General features: G+C 38.6%; 17 protein-coding genes. 1 reads left to right on the top strand and 16 read right to left on the bottom strand.

Annotated elements, in window-relative coordinates; genetic code table 11:
- Positions 1 to 153: 153 nt before the first annotated feature.
- Positions 154 to 1,254 (top strand): M24 family metallopeptidase, encoded by a 1,101-nt coding sequence (locus J9537_RS03840; RefSeq protein WP_218256782.1) that lies wholly within the window; start codon positions 154 to 156, stop codon positions 1,252 to 1,254.
- A 68-nt stretch (positions 1,255 to 1,322) separates the two neighbouring features.
- Here the strand turns inward: J9537_RS03840 and J9537_RS03835 are convergent, their stop codons facing one another.
- The 16 genes from J9537_RS03835 to pstC all read right to left on the bottom strand — a co-directional run bounded on the left by J9537_RS03835 (position 1,323) and on the right by pstC (position 14,499).
- The gene (locus J9537_RS03835) at positions 1,323 to 1,811 is read right to left on the bottom strand and encodes a helix-turn-helix domain-containing protein (protein WP_218256781.1); all 489 of its coding nucleotides are present in this window, start codon (positions 1,809 to 1,811) and stop codon (positions 1,323 to 1,325) included.
- 111 nt (positions 1,812 to 1,922) lie between these two features.
- Positions 1,923 to 2,489 (bottom strand): YtxH domain-containing protein, encoded by a 567-nt coding sequence (locus J9537_RS03830; protein ID WP_218256780.1) that lies wholly within the window; start codon positions 2,487 to 2,489, stop codon positions 1,923 to 1,925.
- Between the two features lie 2 nt (positions 2,490 to 2,491).
- Positions 2,492 to 2,929 carry a DUF948 domain-containing protein gene (locus J9537_RS03825; RefSeq protein ID WP_010746701.1) on the bottom strand — a complete coding sequence of 146 codons (438 nt, stop codon included), beginning with the start codon at positions 2,927 to 2,929 and terminating at the stop codon, positions 2,492 to 2,494.
- A gap of 118 nt (positions 2,930 to 3,047) precedes the next feature.
- Complete coding sequence (locus tag J9537_RS03820; protein WP_010746702.1) at positions 3,048 to 3,608, bottom strand: TetR/AcrR family transcriptional regulator; 561 nt, start codon at positions 3,606 to 3,608, stop codon at positions 3,048 to 3,050.
- A 165-nt stretch (positions 3,609 to 3,773) separates the two neighbouring features.
- Entirely contained in the window at positions 3,774 to 4,667 is an 894-nt protein-coding gene (gene galU / locus J9537_RS03815) for a UTP--glucose-1-phosphate uridylyltransferase GalU (protein ID WP_010746703.1), read from the bottom strand.
- A gap of 20 nt (positions 4,668 to 4,687) precedes the next feature.
- Complete coding sequence (locus J9537_RS03810; RefSeq protein ID WP_218256779.1) at positions 4,688 to 5,707, bottom strand: NAD(P)H-dependent glycerol-3-phosphate dehydrogenase; 1,020 nt, start codon at positions 5,705 to 5,707, stop codon at positions 4,688 to 4,690.
- 135 nt (positions 5,708 to 5,842) lie between these two features.
- A complete protein-coding gene (gene lgt, locus J9537_RS03805; RefSeq protein ID WP_218256778.1) occupies positions 5,843 to 6,673 on the bottom strand; it encodes a prolipoprotein diacylglyceryl transferase in 831 nt (276 codons plus the stop codon).
- A 1-nt stretch (position 6,674) separates the two neighbouring features.
- The gene (gene hprK, locus J9537_RS03800) at positions 6,675 to 7,610 is read right to left on the bottom strand and encodes an HPr(Ser) kinase/phosphatase (protein ID WP_218256777.1); all 936 of its coding nucleotides are present in this window, start codon (positions 7,608 to 7,610) and stop codon (positions 6,675 to 6,677) included.
- Positions 7,611 to 7,814: 204 nt separating this feature from the next.
- Complete coding sequence (locus J9537_RS03795) at positions 7,815 to 8,177, bottom strand: phage holin family protein (RefSeq protein ID WP_010746707.1); 363 nt, start codon at positions 8,175 to 8,177, stop codon at positions 7,815 to 7,817.
- Positions 8,177 to 8,494 (bottom strand): PspC domain-containing protein, encoded by a 318-nt coding sequence (locus J9537_RS03790; protein WP_010746708.1) that lies wholly within the window; start codon positions 8,492 to 8,494, stop codon positions 8,177 to 8,179. Before J9537_RS03790 ends, J9537_RS03795 begins: the two co-directional genes overlap by 1 nt.
- A gap of 25 nt (positions 8,495 to 8,519) precedes the next feature.
- The gene (gene liaX, locus J9537_RS03785) at positions 8,520 to 10,070 is read right to left on the bottom strand and encodes a daptomycin-sensing surface protein LiaX (protein WP_060789265.1); all 1,551 of its coding nucleotides are present in this window, start codon (positions 10,068 to 10,070) and stop codon (positions 8,520 to 8,522) included.
- A gap of 182 nt (positions 10,071 to 10,252) precedes the next feature.
- Positions 10,253 to 10,930, bottom strand: coding sequence for a phosphate signaling complex protein PhoU (phoU, locus tag J9537_RS03780; RefSeq protein ID WP_010746710.1), 678 nt, complete (start codon positions 10,928 to 10,930; stop codon positions 10,253 to 10,255).
- 127 nt (positions 10,931 to 11,057) lie between these two features.
- On the bottom strand, positions 11,058 to 11,813 hold the full coding sequence (gene pstB, locus J9537_RS03775) for a phosphate ABC transporter ATP-binding protein PstB (protein ID WP_218256776.1): 756 nt from the start codon (positions 11,811 to 11,813) through the stop codon (positions 11,058 to 11,060).
- 17 nt (positions 11,814 to 11,830) lie between these two features.
- Positions 11,831 to 12,631, bottom strand: coding sequence for a phosphate ABC transporter ATP-binding protein PstB (gene pstB, locus J9537_RS03770; protein WP_218256775.1), 801 nt, complete (start codon positions 12,629 to 12,631; stop codon positions 11,831 to 11,833).
- A gap of 55 nt (positions 12,632 to 12,686) precedes the next feature.
- Positions 12,687 to 13,574, bottom strand: a complete 888-nt coding sequence (gene pstA / locus J9537_RS03765; RefSeq protein WP_010746713.1) for a phosphate ABC transporter permease PstA — start codon at positions 13,572 to 13,574, stop codon at positions 12,687 to 12,689.
- Entirely contained in the window at positions 13,567 to 14,499 is a 933-nt protein-coding gene (pstC, locus tag J9537_RS03760) for a phosphate ABC transporter permease subunit PstC (RefSeq protein ID WP_010746714.1), read from the bottom strand. Before pstC ends, pstA begins: the two co-directional genes overlap by 8 nt.
- Between the last annotated feature and the right edge of the window lie 120 nt (positions 14,500 to 14,619).

Genomic DNA, 14,619 nt, shown 5'->3' with positions numbered 1-14,619 from the left:
ATTTCTAAAAGATAATAGCACGTTGTTTCATTGATTGCAACCGTTTTACACATTTTTCCTTAAAATTTTGTAAGCGTTTTATCAGAATCATTTTTCAATAAATTTTATTAGTGTTACAATCAATATAACGCCAAAAGAAAGAAGGATGCTTTAATGAACCAAGAAAAAGTTTTAGAACTACGAAAATGGATGCAAAAAAATGAGGTTGATTTGGCTTATGTTTCAGATGCGAGCCACATCGGTTATTTCTCCGGCTTCGATAGCAACCCGATGGAACGTGTATTGGCATTGTTCATTCCACTTGAAAAGGATCCATTTTTATTTGCGCCTGGCTTAGAAGTTGAAGATGCAAAAGCCAGCAGTTTTGAATACGATGTTGTTGGCTACTTAGACAGCCAAGACCCATTCGCGCTCATTGTAGAGGAAATTAAAAAACGTTATGGAGCGCCAAAAAGAATTGCATTAGAAAAAAATCAGTTAGTCCTTGATCGTTATCTACGCTTAAATGAAGCTTTTCCATCCGCCGATTTTTCAGCTGACTTGACCCCACTCGTTCAGGAACTACAGTTATATAAGACCGAAGAGGAGTGCCAACGCTTGATCGAAGCTGGCTCTACAGCAGACTTAGCTTTTGAAATTGGGTTTAGACATGTGAAACCAGGTGTAACTGAAGAAGAGATTGTTGCAGAGATTGAATATGAATTAAAGAAAAAAGGGATTAAACAAATGTCCTTCCCTACAGAAGTTTTGGCAGGACCTAACGCAGCCAGTCCACATGGTTCACCAGGTAAAAATACATGTAAGGAAAATGAACTTGTTTTATTCGATCTCGGTACGATTGTTAACGGCTATTGCAGTGATGCGACCCGCACGGTTGCTTGTGGAAAACCGACAGATCATCAAAAAGACATCTACAACATCGTTTTAGAGGCACATATGGCTGCGATGAATGCTGTAAAACCAGGTGTAACCTGTGGGCAATTAGATAAGCTTGCCCGAGATGTCATCGAAAGTCATGGCTATGGTGAGTATTTCAATCATCGTTTAGGCCACGGAATTGGAACAACGATTCATGAATTCCCACAAATCGTCGGCGGAAATGATCTGGAAGTTAAAGAAGGCATGTGCTTCTCGATTGAACCTGGCATTTACTTACCAAACGACGTCGGTGTTCGAATCGAAGATTGCCTTTATGTAACTAAAGACGGCTGTATTCCATTCACCACAACATCAAAAGAATTAATTACTTTATAGAAAATAAAAGCAGGTATCCATCTCTAATGTGAATGGATACCTGTTTTGTTCCTATAACATAAAATACTTCATTCCTGATGATTATCTACCACTTGCTTTTCATTAAAAAAATATCCGCTAACACTAAAATAGGCCAGCATTATCACTATTAAAAACAAATAGAATACTGTGTCTTTAAGTGAATGCAAGTACCACAATGAAAAAGCCAAAATAATTGGCAATAAAACAAAACGAGCCCATGGCTGTTTCCAATTACGACGAATCGCGATCCATAAAAAGCGTAAGGGTAAAAATAAAATGCCAAACAATACTAAACCAAAGAACCATTGAACTTTTTTCAAAAAATATTCCTCCTTCTCCTTTTTCGAAGAGGACTCTTCCGCAAATTGAATATCCAGGACTCTCTCTAAACCTTTTTTAGAAATCGCATCTGGAACGCTCTTTCCTAATTCCCATTTTGAAATAGTTTGTCTTGTAACATAGATTTGATCGGCCAATTGCTGTTGAGTCATCTTCAATTCTTCTCTTTTTGAACGAATACGTTTGCCTAATTCCAATTTCGTTACACCTCAATTATTGATTATTATGTTTAAAGATTACAGCAATATCATGCGTTGCGCACGCAATGGCATAAAAAATAGCCCTTAAATGCTAAGGGCTACGTTGGTTTATTCCGGATTATTTTTTTCCACTTCTTCTTTCAGTTCTTCCTTGACTTCAGCAAAATCGGGCTTATCCTTACTCAACTCTTCTGATTTATCAGCTAGAGCCGCTGCTCCTTCAGACACGGTTTCTTTTGCGTCTTCCTTTGTTTCCTTCACATCGATTACGATATCTTCTGAAGCATCTTCTGCTACGTCCTTCGCCTCACTCGCTGCCTTGCGGAAACGATCCGACAAATCAGAGCTTTGACGTTTCAAATCTTCCAAGGTATCCGTCGTAATATCATCCATGTCATCCATAGAATCATTTACTTTTCCCTTCACATTTGACGCTAAGCCACTTGCTTGTTCACTTAAATCAGAAGCACGATCTTTTACGATCGACCCCATTTCGCTAGTCTTCGCAACGAAATCATCCGTATAGTCAGAAGCGACATCTAACCATTCATCTGTCTTTTTCGCTAAATCCTCACGCATTTCTTTTCCTGATTTTGGTGCTAATAATAAAGCAACTACTGCTGCAGCCGTTCCACCAATCAAGGCGCCTGCTAAAAACTTTCCGTTTTTTGACATTCCTATCCCTCCGTTTTTGTGGTAGTTTTACGATCTCTAAAGAATTTCATCGTTGTCGCGCCAACTTTTCCTGCGACACTTGCTTTTGCTGCATTTTTACTAACTCCACCGACTTTTCCAGCTAAGTTACGGCTAGTAGTATTCAAATCAGAAACACTCTGACTCAAATCAGCTACCGCTGTGAATAATGGATCAATCGTTTCAACTTTACCGTTAATATCATTCAACAGATGATTGCCCTTTACCAACAATCCTTCTACTTGTTGCATGAGTAAATCTACATCTTTGGTAAGCACATCAATCGTTGTATTGGCCTCTGTTACCGTCGTTTCAACCTTTTCAACTGTTTTTGAAACTTGGCTTAAAACACGTACTAAGAATATGACCAAAACAACAAATGCAAGTGCTGCTATAATTGCTGCAATGCCACCTAAACTCATTCAATCACTCCTCCCATTGTTCTCTCATTATGCTAACTTAAATTATACCATTCTCATAGAAATTAATGAAAGAGAAAGAGTTATAATCTGTACTAATTAAAAAGATCCCTCAATATAATCATTGAGGGACTTTCGTAAAGTTTTGCAGAATACCATTATAGATAATCTCTAAATCACTAATCAAATCAGTCTCGTTAAAATTATTTTCAGTGAACCCATCTGCATGACCGCGAAAATAGTTTGTCATTACTCGCTCCACTTGAAGAATTTCCTTATCTGTCAGTTCACATTCTGAAAAAATTCGCTCAAAGGCAGCTCTTAGAAAAACAGCAATGCTTTTTTCATAAGAGTCTATGTACTCTTTTTCATAAAAAACAGTATAAAACGCGTTTTTATTTTTGGCAAAGTCAGCCCAAGTTTTTCCTAGTTCGATAAAAGCGCAAAGATTCGCTCTGCCTAACAATGAATCTACTAATTGTTCGCGAAAATCCTCCATCGCTCGTCTAACTACCGCTTGTCGTAATTCTGTCACACTTCCTGTATGCGTATACAACGAAGGAGACTTAACATCCAACCGATCAGCAATTTTATTTAGTCTTAACCCATTAATACCTGATTCATAAACTAGGTCCATCGCGCATGCTATAACGATTTCTTTATTTAAACGGGAAGTTTTCATTCATTCTCCTTTTCAATGTCGTTATTTTCAAAAAATATTATATAACGAAATTACTAATTTTTTCTATTCGTTATATTGATAATTAGCATTTAAAAAACAAATAATTCGTTTATATAAAATAACTAATAATATAAAAAGCGCAGACTCAAATCTGCGCTTTGAAAATTATTTTTTTGTTTTATTTTGTCCACTTAATTCTTTGCCTAAGCTGATAATATACTCACGTAGATTATCCTTAATTTCAGGATGTTTCAAACCGTATTCGATACTTGTTGTCATAAATCCGAATTTATCACCAACATCATAGCGAGTTCCGCTAAACTCGTGAGCAAACACTCTTTGAGTTTTATTTAGCGTATCAATCGCATCAGTTAATTGAATTTCATTTCCTGCACCTGGCTTTTGCGTAGCTAATACATCAAAAATTTCAGGCGTTAACAAGTAACGTCCGATAATAGCTAAATTACTTGGCGCTTCTTCTGGTTTTGGTTTTTCAACAAAGTTCTTCACATTGAATAACCCTTTAGAAACCTCTTCACCTGGATTGATGATCCCGTATTTTGACGTTTCTTTTTCCGGCACACGCATCACTGCGATTGTTGCAGCATGTGTTTGTTCATAATCATTCATTAATTGTTTCGTTAATGGCACGCGGTCTTCCATCAAATCGTCACCAAGCATGACAACAAACGGTTCATTGCCAACAAATGCACGAGCCTGTAAAACTGCATGGCCTAATCCTTTAGGATGTGATTGACGAATGAAGTGTAAATTAACATCGGTAGTTTCCTCTACAAGCTTCAATAAATCTGTTTTCCCTTTTTCTTGCAAGTTCATTTCTAGTTCAATGTTTGCATCAAAATGATCTTCGATTGGTCGTTTAGCTTTTCCAGTTACGATTAGAATATCTTCAATTCCAGATTTCAATGCTTCTTCAACGATAAATTGAATCGTTGGTTTGTCTACGATAGGCAACATTTCCTTTGCCATCGCTTTTGTAGCTGGCAAAAATCTTGTTCCCAGCCCAGCAGCTGGAATAACGGCTTTTTTTACTCGCATAATTGTCCCACTCTTTCTATTTATTCTAAAGTAAATTCATTTTCAAACGTACCTTCACGTGTCATTAATTCACGACAAGCCTGACGCACGTCTTTATCGTTGTATAAAACCTCATAGATTGTTTCAGTTATCGGCATACTTACATTCATGCTATCGGCCAGTTCTTTTGCCGCTTTAGTGGTTGAAACACCTTCCACGATCATGCCCATATTATCTAATACTTCATCAAGTTTGTGGCCTTTGCCTAAAAGATTTCCTGCACGCCAGTTTCTCGAATGGACTGATGTACAAGTAACAATCAAATCACCTACACCGCTTAACCCAATGAAAGTCAATGGATTAGCACCCATGGCTACTCCCAAACGACTAATTTCAGCTAAACCACGTGTCATAATTGCTGCCTTTGCATCATCCCCATAAGAAAGTCCATGCAATGCACCCGCACCTAAAGCGATGATGTTTTTCAATGCTGCACCGGTCTCAACGCCAATAACATCTGGATTTGTATAAATTCTTAGATAATCGTTCATAAACAGCTTTTGGACATAAGTTGCTAAATCTTCATCCTTGCAGGCAGCAGTGATTGTTGTAATGTCATGTACTGCTACTTCTTCAGCATGGCTTGGTCCAGAAAGTACGACTACACCTTGACGATGTTCCTCTGGGATCTCCTCAATTAGGACTTCCGAAATCCGTTTGTGGGTATCTTGTTCTAATCCTTTACTAGCATGAATAATTACTGGTTTGTTCTCAGCAACTTGAGCAAATTCCTGTGCAACGGATCGAATCGCCTTTGTTGGAACAACAAACAGAACTGCATCCGCATCTTTCACCGCATTTTTTAGATTTTTTTCACCCTTAATGCTTTCGGGAATTTTCAGGTCTGGTAAGTAATGGCGATTCGTGTGGTACGTATTGATTTCATCAATTTGCGCCTCATGATTTCCCCAAAGTCTTACTTCATGTCCATTTTCAGCCAAAACTTGTGCTAATGCTGTTCCCCAAGAGCCCGGTCCTAAAACTGCAACTTTTTGCTTCACAGAGATTTCCTCCTATTTTATATTAAGGTATTTATTCTTCTAAGAAGATAAATACGCTTATCTATCTACTAAATGTGACACATTTAAAAATGTTTTTCCTTTACTATCATAGCATATCTAACTACCATCTCGTTCTTAAATTAGAGCCTGATTAGTTCCTTTATCCCGCTCGTACAGCTTGATATCCGTACGTTTTTTTCGCCGATAATAAAACAGAAAAAGTCCTCCGGCAAAAAGAATGAGCGACAACACTTGAGAAACACGAATTCCTCCAAATGCGTATAAGCTGTCTGTCCGCATACCTTCAATAAAGAAGCGACCAAAACTATACCAAATTACATAACTTAAAAAGAGTTCTCCTCGTTTAACCGACAATTTTTTTCGAACAATTAAAATCAAAATGAATCCTAACAAGCTCCACATTGATTCATAAAAAAAGGTAGGTTGACGAAAGGCACCATCAATATACATATTATTGATGATAAATTGCGGCAAGTGTAACCCCTCTAAAAATTGACGCGTTGTTTCTCCGCCATATGCCTCATGGTTTGTAAAATTCCCCCAACGTCCCATCGCTTGTGCCAGCATGACACTTGGTGCGACAACATCTAAGAAGAGCCATGGATCAATAAAGTGATAACGCGTATACACAATCAAAACAATCGCTGCCGCAATCAATCCGCCATAGATCGCTAAGCCACCACTACGTGTATTAAAAATCTGTATTGGATCTGCCAGATATGGCTCTAAATCAAACAAGATATAATACAGGCGCGCACCAATAATCGCAATCGGCAGTGCCCAGAGAATGAAATTCGTCATATCATCTTCTTTTAAGCCGACTCTCAATGCCTCACGATTCGCAAGCCATAAAGCAATGGCAATTCCAGAAACAATAATAATCGCGTACCAATAAATTTGAAGACCAAACAATTCAAAGGCCGTACGATTTATCTGTCCAATCATTTTATTGGCCCGAGTTTTCTTCGATTAATTGGGTTAAACGATCTTCAAAGGTCTTCGTAGCATCGTACCCCATTGTGCGAGCCCGGAAATTCATCGCTGCTACTTCAATAATAATAGCGACGTTCCGTCCAGTCTTCACAGGAATCTTTACTTGCGGGATTTTTACTTCCGCGATCTCTACATCTGTATTTCCACTACCTAAGCGATCATATTTTTTGTCTTTCGACCAATTTTCTAAATAGACCACTAGTTGAAGTGGCATAGAGCCTCTAACTGCACTTGCTCCAAACAGATTCATCACATCGATGATACCGATTCCGCGGATCTCGATTAAATGCTGTAAGATCTTAGGCGGCTCACCAATTAAAGTCAATTCATCTTGCTGATAAACGTCTACCCGATCGTCCGCGATCAATCGGTGACCACGCTTGACCAGTTCTAACGCCGTTTCACTCTTACCAATTCCACTGTCTCCTTGAATCAAAACGCCCAGTCCATAAACATCCACTAATACGCCATGAACGCTGGTACGAGGTGCTAATCCGCCATTTAAAAAACTAGAAATCTCACCTAATAGTCGCGAGGTTGAGATTGGAGAGCTCAATACTGGAATGTTGCGTTCACTAGCTGCTTTGATCATCTCTTTCGGCGGCGTTAATCCTCGCGAAACGATGAAAGCAGGTGTATCATCACTACACATGCGTCGCAAAACCATCAGCCGTTCCTCTGGCATCATGCGCTCCGCAAAGGTGATTTCTTTATTCCCAAAAAGTTGTAACCGATCGTGTGAATAATAGTTAAAATAGCCGGTCAGCTCTAACCCTGGACGAGAAATATCGCCGGTAGTAATGACCCGCTCAAGACTTTCTTCATCACCAGTTACTACTTCTAATGATAATTTATCAACTAGTTCTTTTACTTTTACTGTTTCAGCCATTTAATCCCTCTTTTCTACACTTCCGCTCTATTTTATCATTTTATCAATGGAGTGACTAGGTTCAGACTACTTCTCCCTGAAGAATCAAAAAAGGCTTCATAAAATATTAATGAAACCTTACTTTGATAGGTATCTTAAACTAAAGAGAGTCGCATTAACTATCAATCCAAACAAAACTTGTACAAAAAAACGGATAGGTTAAATTTACCTATCCGCGTATTTGTCGATATTATGATCCGAAACGATCGCATTGACAATCGCCATGACGACAGCCACTAAAACTGAGACGGCAAAGCTAGAAAAGCCAAAACGATAATTTCCTAATAAGTTGGAAGTCAATTGCAGCATACCAGCGCTAATCACAAAACTGAACAGTCCGAGAGTTAAAATATTTAACGGCAGTGAAAGCAAAATCAATATAGGCTTCACTAATGTATTTAATATTGATAGGACAAAGCTTGCAGCAATAGCCATCGTCAAACTTTCCACATAAACATGTGTGGGAAAGAGCACCGATAGTGAAATAAAAATCAGTGAGTTAGCTATTAAGCGCTGTAGGTAAGTCATTAAAAGTCGCTCCAGTCATCATCGTCGATTTTGTCCGCTTTCTTACGTTGGCGGGACGCTTTTTTCTCATAGTTGTTGTAGTCGTTGTTTCCGTAGTATGGATTATTATGTCCATAAGAGTCCCGGCCTCTTGGGGCAGCAGGAATCACTAATGCTAACAAGACATATAGTACAACCGGTGCGCCGATTAAGCCGAAACTTAAGAAAACATAAATCACACGCACGATTGTTGGATCAATCCCGAAGTATTCGGCGATCCCGGCTAAGGTACCTGTCAGTACCACATTGTTTCGTGACTTTTGTAATCTCTTTTGCATATGAATCTTCCTTCCTTATTATTTCCTAATTGTCAAAATCTTTCAAGAAAATACTACCTGTCGTCGTTGACACATCAATCTTCGCCATTTCATCGGCTACTCGACGGAATTGCAACAAGCGATTTGTTTTTTCTTTTTTCTCTCTAATTACTTCATAGTCTGATAAGCGATCATTGATGCTGCCAAGACTCGTTTTAGCCAAGCCTTCTAAACCAATCGTTTTTCCTACCGAAACTTTAACGTTCCCATTGACTGAGCTTGCTTTGATCTTTTGCAGGCTGTCATGACCAGCAGTTAATTTCACATCGCCATTGACTAATGAGATGCCATAATTTTGAATCGCTGCTTTCGTAGTGATATTTCCGTTAACCGTTTCAATAATCGAATCTAAAATCGCGCCTTCGCGAATTTCGATATTGCCGTTAACACCTTGAATTTCAAGCATCGTTGCATCAATCTGCTTAAAGGTAATATTGCCGTTTGTTGATTTGGCATATACATCTTTGGCATCCATTTCTTCAACGACCAAATCCCCATTTAATAATTTAACCGCTACATGATCGTACGTACGTTTTGGCAAGTAGAAGACTAATTCTGCTTGAACCCGCTTATTTGGAATTTGGAATGAAATATGTTCATCATTTACTTCGATCTGACTACGCTCCATCAATGATTGTAATGGTGTAGCTTCATTCATTTTACCATAAAGTTTAATTTTCGCATCTACTTTGATGGCAGCGTCATCCCATGCCTTTAAGGTCACTTTACCATTTGCTAGTTTAATATCAAGCAAGGTAGGTTCAACATCTGTATATAGAAATTGATGTTCAAATTTAGATGTAACGAGACCGGGAACTTTTACGTTGAAATCTTTCCAATCAACATTTTCTTCCACCGTATCAGAAACAGTTTTCCAAGTTTTTTTCATTAAACGACCTAGTTGAACGCCGGCTTCACCCAGTTTTTCACCAACTTGCGAGAACGTTTCGCTAGCTTGATCCTTTAAATCGTCTGGGATTTCGATATGAGCATATACACGTTTTTTGCGATTTTCTTTTTGATCGTTTTGTACATTGCTCAATTCTTCTTCTTGCTCTTCCACTTGTTCTTCTAATTCTGAGATTTGTTCTTTAAGACCACTAATTGCTTCTTCGACAGCTGCTCGGATGTCATCATCCGCTTCTGACAAAGTATCCAATTCTTCTTTTGTATCTAACTCCATCAAAACTTCTTCTTTTTCGTGAAGCACTGCTTTTAATTCATTCTTCTTTTGGTTAATTTCATCAATATGAGCAGAAATTTGATTGACTTCTGTTGCTAAGTCATCAAAATAAGCTTCTAGGTCTTCTAAGTCCTGTTCATCAGACCCTTTTGCTTTTTCTTTGTCTGCCCCATCTTCCCATTCATCAACTAAATTAGTTGCTTGGTCACGGTGGTAAGAATCCACTTTATCTGCAGCTTGTTTAATCTGCGCTTCATCCTTCGCCTTAGCCATGCTTTCTAATAAATCTAAACCTTCTTCAGTCGATAAAATACCTTTTTTAACTAATTCCAAAATTCGTTGTCTTTCATTCATAGAAATTGCCTCCTTCAAAAAGCAAATACATTACTTTTGTTTACATTCATATTATGCAATGTTTTTGTCGGTTTGTCATAGGACTAAAGACCCATCTTTTCATCCGACTTCCTTAAGAGTGAAGTTTCTTCCTATTTAAATATAGAAAAAACCAGTTAGATTATTCTAACTGGTCATTTGCTTTAGAAATTTTCATTGCGATTGCTGTTCAATTCAGTGATCTTGCCGGTAGCTAAGTAAACTATCCACTCACAAATGTTTGTCACATAATCGCCAACACGTTCCAAGTAACCAGCAACATGTAGATAATCCGTTCCACTAATGATGGTATCCGATTCTTTTTCCATCGTGTTCGTTGTCATATCGTAGATTTTTTGGAAGTAATCATTTACTCGTTCATCCATTTTGGCAATCATACGCGCGTCTTTTTCATCTGTTTTGACATAAGCAACCAACACGTTGTCCACCATTTTTTTCACATAATTAGACATCTCGTTGATTTCTTTTTCAACTTCTAAAATTCGCGGTAACCCTTTTAAGCGAATCGTTGATTTTGCCACAGAGACGGCATGATCACCCATTCGTTCTAGATCTGAGCTGGCCTTCATGATTGTTATGATCGTACGCAAATCTGTCGTAACAGGCTGCTGTAATGCAATCATTTCAAAACTTTTTTTCTCTAAGCGAACTTCCATATCATTAATCTCAATATCATGGTCAATGACCTCTTGCGCGAGTTTTTTATCATGATCAATATATGATCGTACTGATTTGTGTACTGCACTTGAAACCATCATACCCATTTCATAAAACTGATTGTGGAGATTTAATAGATCTTCTTCAAATTGTGTACGTAACATCGTTGCCCTCCTTTTCAAATGATAGAATAATGCTTATTCTACCTTTAAACCATGTATTCTCCTACTCATTTTTTGGGGGAGTTAACATTCTTTATGTGCTTAGCAAAAAACTATAAGTTCTTTATAATTACCCAAATTTACCAGAGATGTAATCTTCCGTTTCTTGTTTAGCCGGATCTAGGAAAATTTTCTTTGTCTTATCGAATTCAATCAATTCTCCTTGAAGAAAGAATGCCGTACGATCAGAGATGCGTGATGCCTGTGACATATTGTGCGTCACGATGATGATCGAATAATTCTCTTTTAACTCTAAAAGCATATTTTCGATTTTACCTGTTGATACAGGGTCCAAAGCACTCGTCGGCTCATCCATAAGAATAACTTCAGGATTAACTGCTAATACCCGAGCGATACAAACCCTTTGCTGTTGTCCGCCAGATAATGACAACGCACTTTCATGCAATTTATCTTTCACATCGTTCCAAACGGAAGCTGCTTTTAAGCTCTCTTCCACAACTTGATCAAGTTTGTTCTTATCCTTTTCCCCTTTTAATTTTAACCCATAAATGACGTTCTCGTAAATCGAAAATGGAAATGGATTCGGTTGTTGAAACACCATCCCGATTTCTTTACGTAGTTCAACAGTGTCAGTTTTGGGACTATAGATGTCCTTGCCTTTATACACGACGCTTCCTGTAATAGTCACTCCAGGGATCAAGTCATTCATGCGATTCAACGAACGCAAATAGGTTGATTTTCCACAGCCAGATGGGCCAATCATCGCTGTAATCTCGCCTTTTTCAATCTCCATATCAATGCCTTTTAGGGCTTCCTTTTTACCATAATATAAATGAAGGTCTTTGGAAGTAATAATCTTCGACATTTAATTTCCTCCGTCTCTTAGCCAAAGTGTCCTGATACATAATCTTCAGTGGCTTGTATTTTCGGCCGTGTAAAGATTTTTGTCGTTTCATCATACTCAATCACATGCCCTAAATAAAAGAAAGCAGTATAATCACTAATCCGCGCCGCTTGCTGCATATTATGTGTCACAATAATAAGCGTATAATTTTCCTTCAATTGGACCAATGTTTCTTCAACCGTTCCTGTTGAGATAGGGTCCAAAGCACTGGCGGGTTCATCTAGTAATAAAATGTCTGGCTTCATTGCAATTGCCCGCGCAATACACAAGCGTTGCTGTTGACCTCCCGAAAGTGCCAATGCGCTCTTGTCTAAATTATCCTTGACTTGATCCCAAAGCGCCGCTTGCTTCAAACTAGTTTCAACGATTTCTTCCAGTTGATGCTTATCCCTCATACCATGCTGCTTTAAAGCGAAAGTAATATTATCTCGAATCGATTTGCTAAAAGGATTGGGGCGTTGGAACACCATACCTATTCGTTTGCGCATTTCATAAACATCAATATTAGATGCGTTGACATCGACATCTTTGTACATGATTTTCCCCGTCACACTGGCGCTGGCAATCCCATCATTCATACGATTCAATGAACGCAGATAGGTTGATTTCCCACAACCAGAAGGACCGATCAATGCAGTGATTTTATTTTTTTCAAACTCCAGATCAACACCCTTGATGGCTTCGTTACTGCCATAATAAACATGTAGATCTTCTGTATGCAACGCAATTTCACCAGGCATGCTGATAATATTACGTTCCTCCCAATTGTATTCTTTCATCGAATTTCTCCTAGTTTAGTCTGATAGTACAATTATTCTATGAAAATCAGAATTCTTATGCTGAAGTCATTTTTCTATGAAGTCGCTTCCCGATTGCTCGAGCACCAAAGTTAAACAGCAAGACGGCTAAAATTAAGACCGCAGAGGCTCCAGCAGATACAGCTGTTCCATCTGGCATCGTTCCTTCAGTATTGATTTTCCAGATGTGCACAGCCAATGTTTCTGCTTGTCGGAAAATACTTAACGGACTAGATACACTTAATGGATTTAAATTAGTGAAATCTAATGCAGGTGCACTTTGACCTGCGGTATAAATCAAGGCCGCCGCTTCTCCGAAAATTCGACCTGAACTTAAAATGACTCCCGTTAAAATCCCTGGAAGAGCGTCTGGCACGACAATTTTTGTGACGGTTTCCCAACGTGAAAGGCCTAAAGCTAATCCCGCTTCACGCTGAGTATAATGAATCGCTCGCAAGGATTCTTCAATATTTCTTGTTAGCAAAGGCAAGTTAAATAGGGTTAATGCCAACGCACCGGAAAGAATAGAAAAGCCATAGCCAAATTGAATAACAAAAATCAAGAAGCCAAATAAACCAACCACTACTGAAGGCAATGAGCTCAAAATCTCAATCGATGTCCGAATGACATTCGTTACCCAGTTTTTCTTGGCATATTCAGATAGATAAATCCCTGCTCCAAGAGATATTGGTAAGCTGATAATCATCGTAATCAATAGGAGATAAACAGAGTTGAATAGTTGAATACCAATCCCACCACCCTTTTGATACGCTTTTGAGGGTGAAGTTAAAAATTCCCAAGACACATGTGGTAACCCACGAATCAAAATGTACAGTAAGAGAAAGGCTAAGATTGCCACAATTAAGCCAGAAACAATATATAGAACGGCTGTGGCGATTTTATCCGCGCGTTTTGCTTTATCCATTTGTTATCTCCCCTTTCTTTCCAATATAGCGAATCAAAATATTGAAAACTAAAGACATGAATAATAGGATCAAAGCCAACGACCATAAGACATTATTTTCAACGGTTCCCATGATCGTATTCCCTATACCCATCGTCAAAATTGAGGTCAATGTTGAGGCAGGGGTTGTCAAGCTTGTTGGCATTAACGCCGCATTCCCGATAACCATTTGGATGGCTAATGCTTCTCCAAAAGCACGTGCCATACCAAAAACAACCGCCGTCAAAATACCTGGTACAGCTGCCCGCAGCACTACTTTATAAATCGTCTGCCAACGTGTTCCTCCTAAAGCTAATGAGGCTTCTCGATAGTGTCGGGGAACAGATTTTAGTGTATCTACCGTCATTGTGGTAACAGTCGGTAAGATCATTACAAATAAAACAAATGTCCCTGACAAAATACCAAACCCAGTTCCGCCAAATACTGAACGAATAAAAGGAACGATGACTGTTAAACCAATAAATCCATAAACAACCGAAGGGATTCCCACCAATAATTCAATCACTGGCTGTAAAAATTTCTGTCCCTTGTTCGGTGAAATTTCTGTCATAAAGACTGCCGCACCAATTGCAAATGGTGTCGCTACAATTGCTGATAGAAAAGTTACCATGAATGATCCTAAAATCATCGGCAATGCTCCAACTAATGGCTTACCATCCGGTCCTGTCGCACTAGGATTCCAAACGGTCCCAAATAAGAAATCAAATACATTGATTTTATCTACAAAAAAGGTTGATAACCCTTTGCTTGCTACAAAATAGAAAATCGCTCCTACGACAAGCACGATTAACGCGATACAAACGAAACTAACGAAACGTCCTCGTTGTTCAATTCTCGCACGCTTTGATTTCGTCGTCAGTGCTTTTTTTACATCTTCATTTTCCAAGGCCTGCTCCTCCTGCTTCTTCAAACTAGTACATTCGTTTTTTTACAAACCAACAAAATCATTTTACCTGTTGAAAATCAATTTCTTTTTAATCTCCTGTAACGCTTCCATGACATTTGT

Origin of the sequence: Enterococcus raffinosus (genome assembly GCF_019175485.1) — a bacterium.
GTDB lineage: Bacteria > Bacillota > Bacilli > Lactobacillales > Enterococcaceae > Enterococcus_A > Enterococcus_A raffinosus.
Note: the sequence above shows the minus strand (reverse complement) of the source record. Positions and strands in the feature narration are given on the sequence as shown.

Coding starts and splice junctions, on each gene's coding strand:
- J9537_RS03840 (WP_218256782.1), top strand. CDS start 154: ATGAACCAAGAAAAAGTTTTAGAACTACGAAAATGGATGCAAAAAAAT.
- J9537_RS03830 (WP_218256780.1), bottom strand. CDS start 2,489: ATGTCAAAAAACGGAAAGTTTTTAGCAGGCGCCTTGATTGGTGGAACG.
- J9537_RS03825 (WP_010746701.1), bottom strand. CDS start 2,929: ATGAGTTTAGGTGGCATTGCAGCAATTATAGCAGCACTTGCATTTGTT.
- J9537_RS03820 (WP_010746702.1), bottom strand. CDS start 3,608: ATGAAAACTTCCCGTTTAAATAAAGAAATCGTTATAGCATGCGCGATG.
- galU (WP_010746703.1), bottom strand. CDS start 4,667: ATGCGAGTAAAAAAAGCCGTTATTCCAGCTGCTGGGCTGGGAACAAGA.
- lgt (WP_218256778.1), bottom strand. CDS start 6,673: ATGATTGGACAGATAAATCGTACGGCCTTTGAATTGTTTGGTCTTCAA.
- hprK (WP_218256777.1), bottom strand. CDS start 7,610: ATGGCTGAAACAGTAAAAGTAAAAGAACTAGTTGATAAATTATCATTA.
- J9537_RS03795 (WP_010746707.1), bottom strand. CDS start 8,177: ATGACTTACCTACAGCGCTTAATAGCTAACTCACTGATTTTTATTTCA.
- J9537_RS03790 (WP_010746708.1), bottom strand. CDS start 8,494: ATGCAAAAGAGATTACAAAAGTCACGAAACAATGTGGTACTGACAGGT.
- liaX (WP_060789265.1), bottom strand. CDS start 10,070: ATGAATGAAAGACAACGAATTTTGGAATTAGTTAAAAAAGGTATTTTA.
- phoU (WP_010746710.1), bottom strand. CDS start 10,930: ATGTTACGTACACAATTTGAAGAAGATCTATTAAATCTCCACAATCAG.
- pstB (WP_218256776.1), bottom strand. CDS start 11,813: ATGTCGAAGATTATTACTTCCAAAGACCTTCATTTATATTATGGTAAA.
- pstB (WP_218256775.1), bottom strand. CDS start 12,631: ATGAAAGAATACAATTGGGAGGAACGTAATATTATCAGCATGCCTGGT.
- pstA (WP_010746713.1), bottom strand. CDS start 13,574: ATGGATAAAGCAAAACGCGCGGATAAAATCGCCACAGCCGTTCTATAT.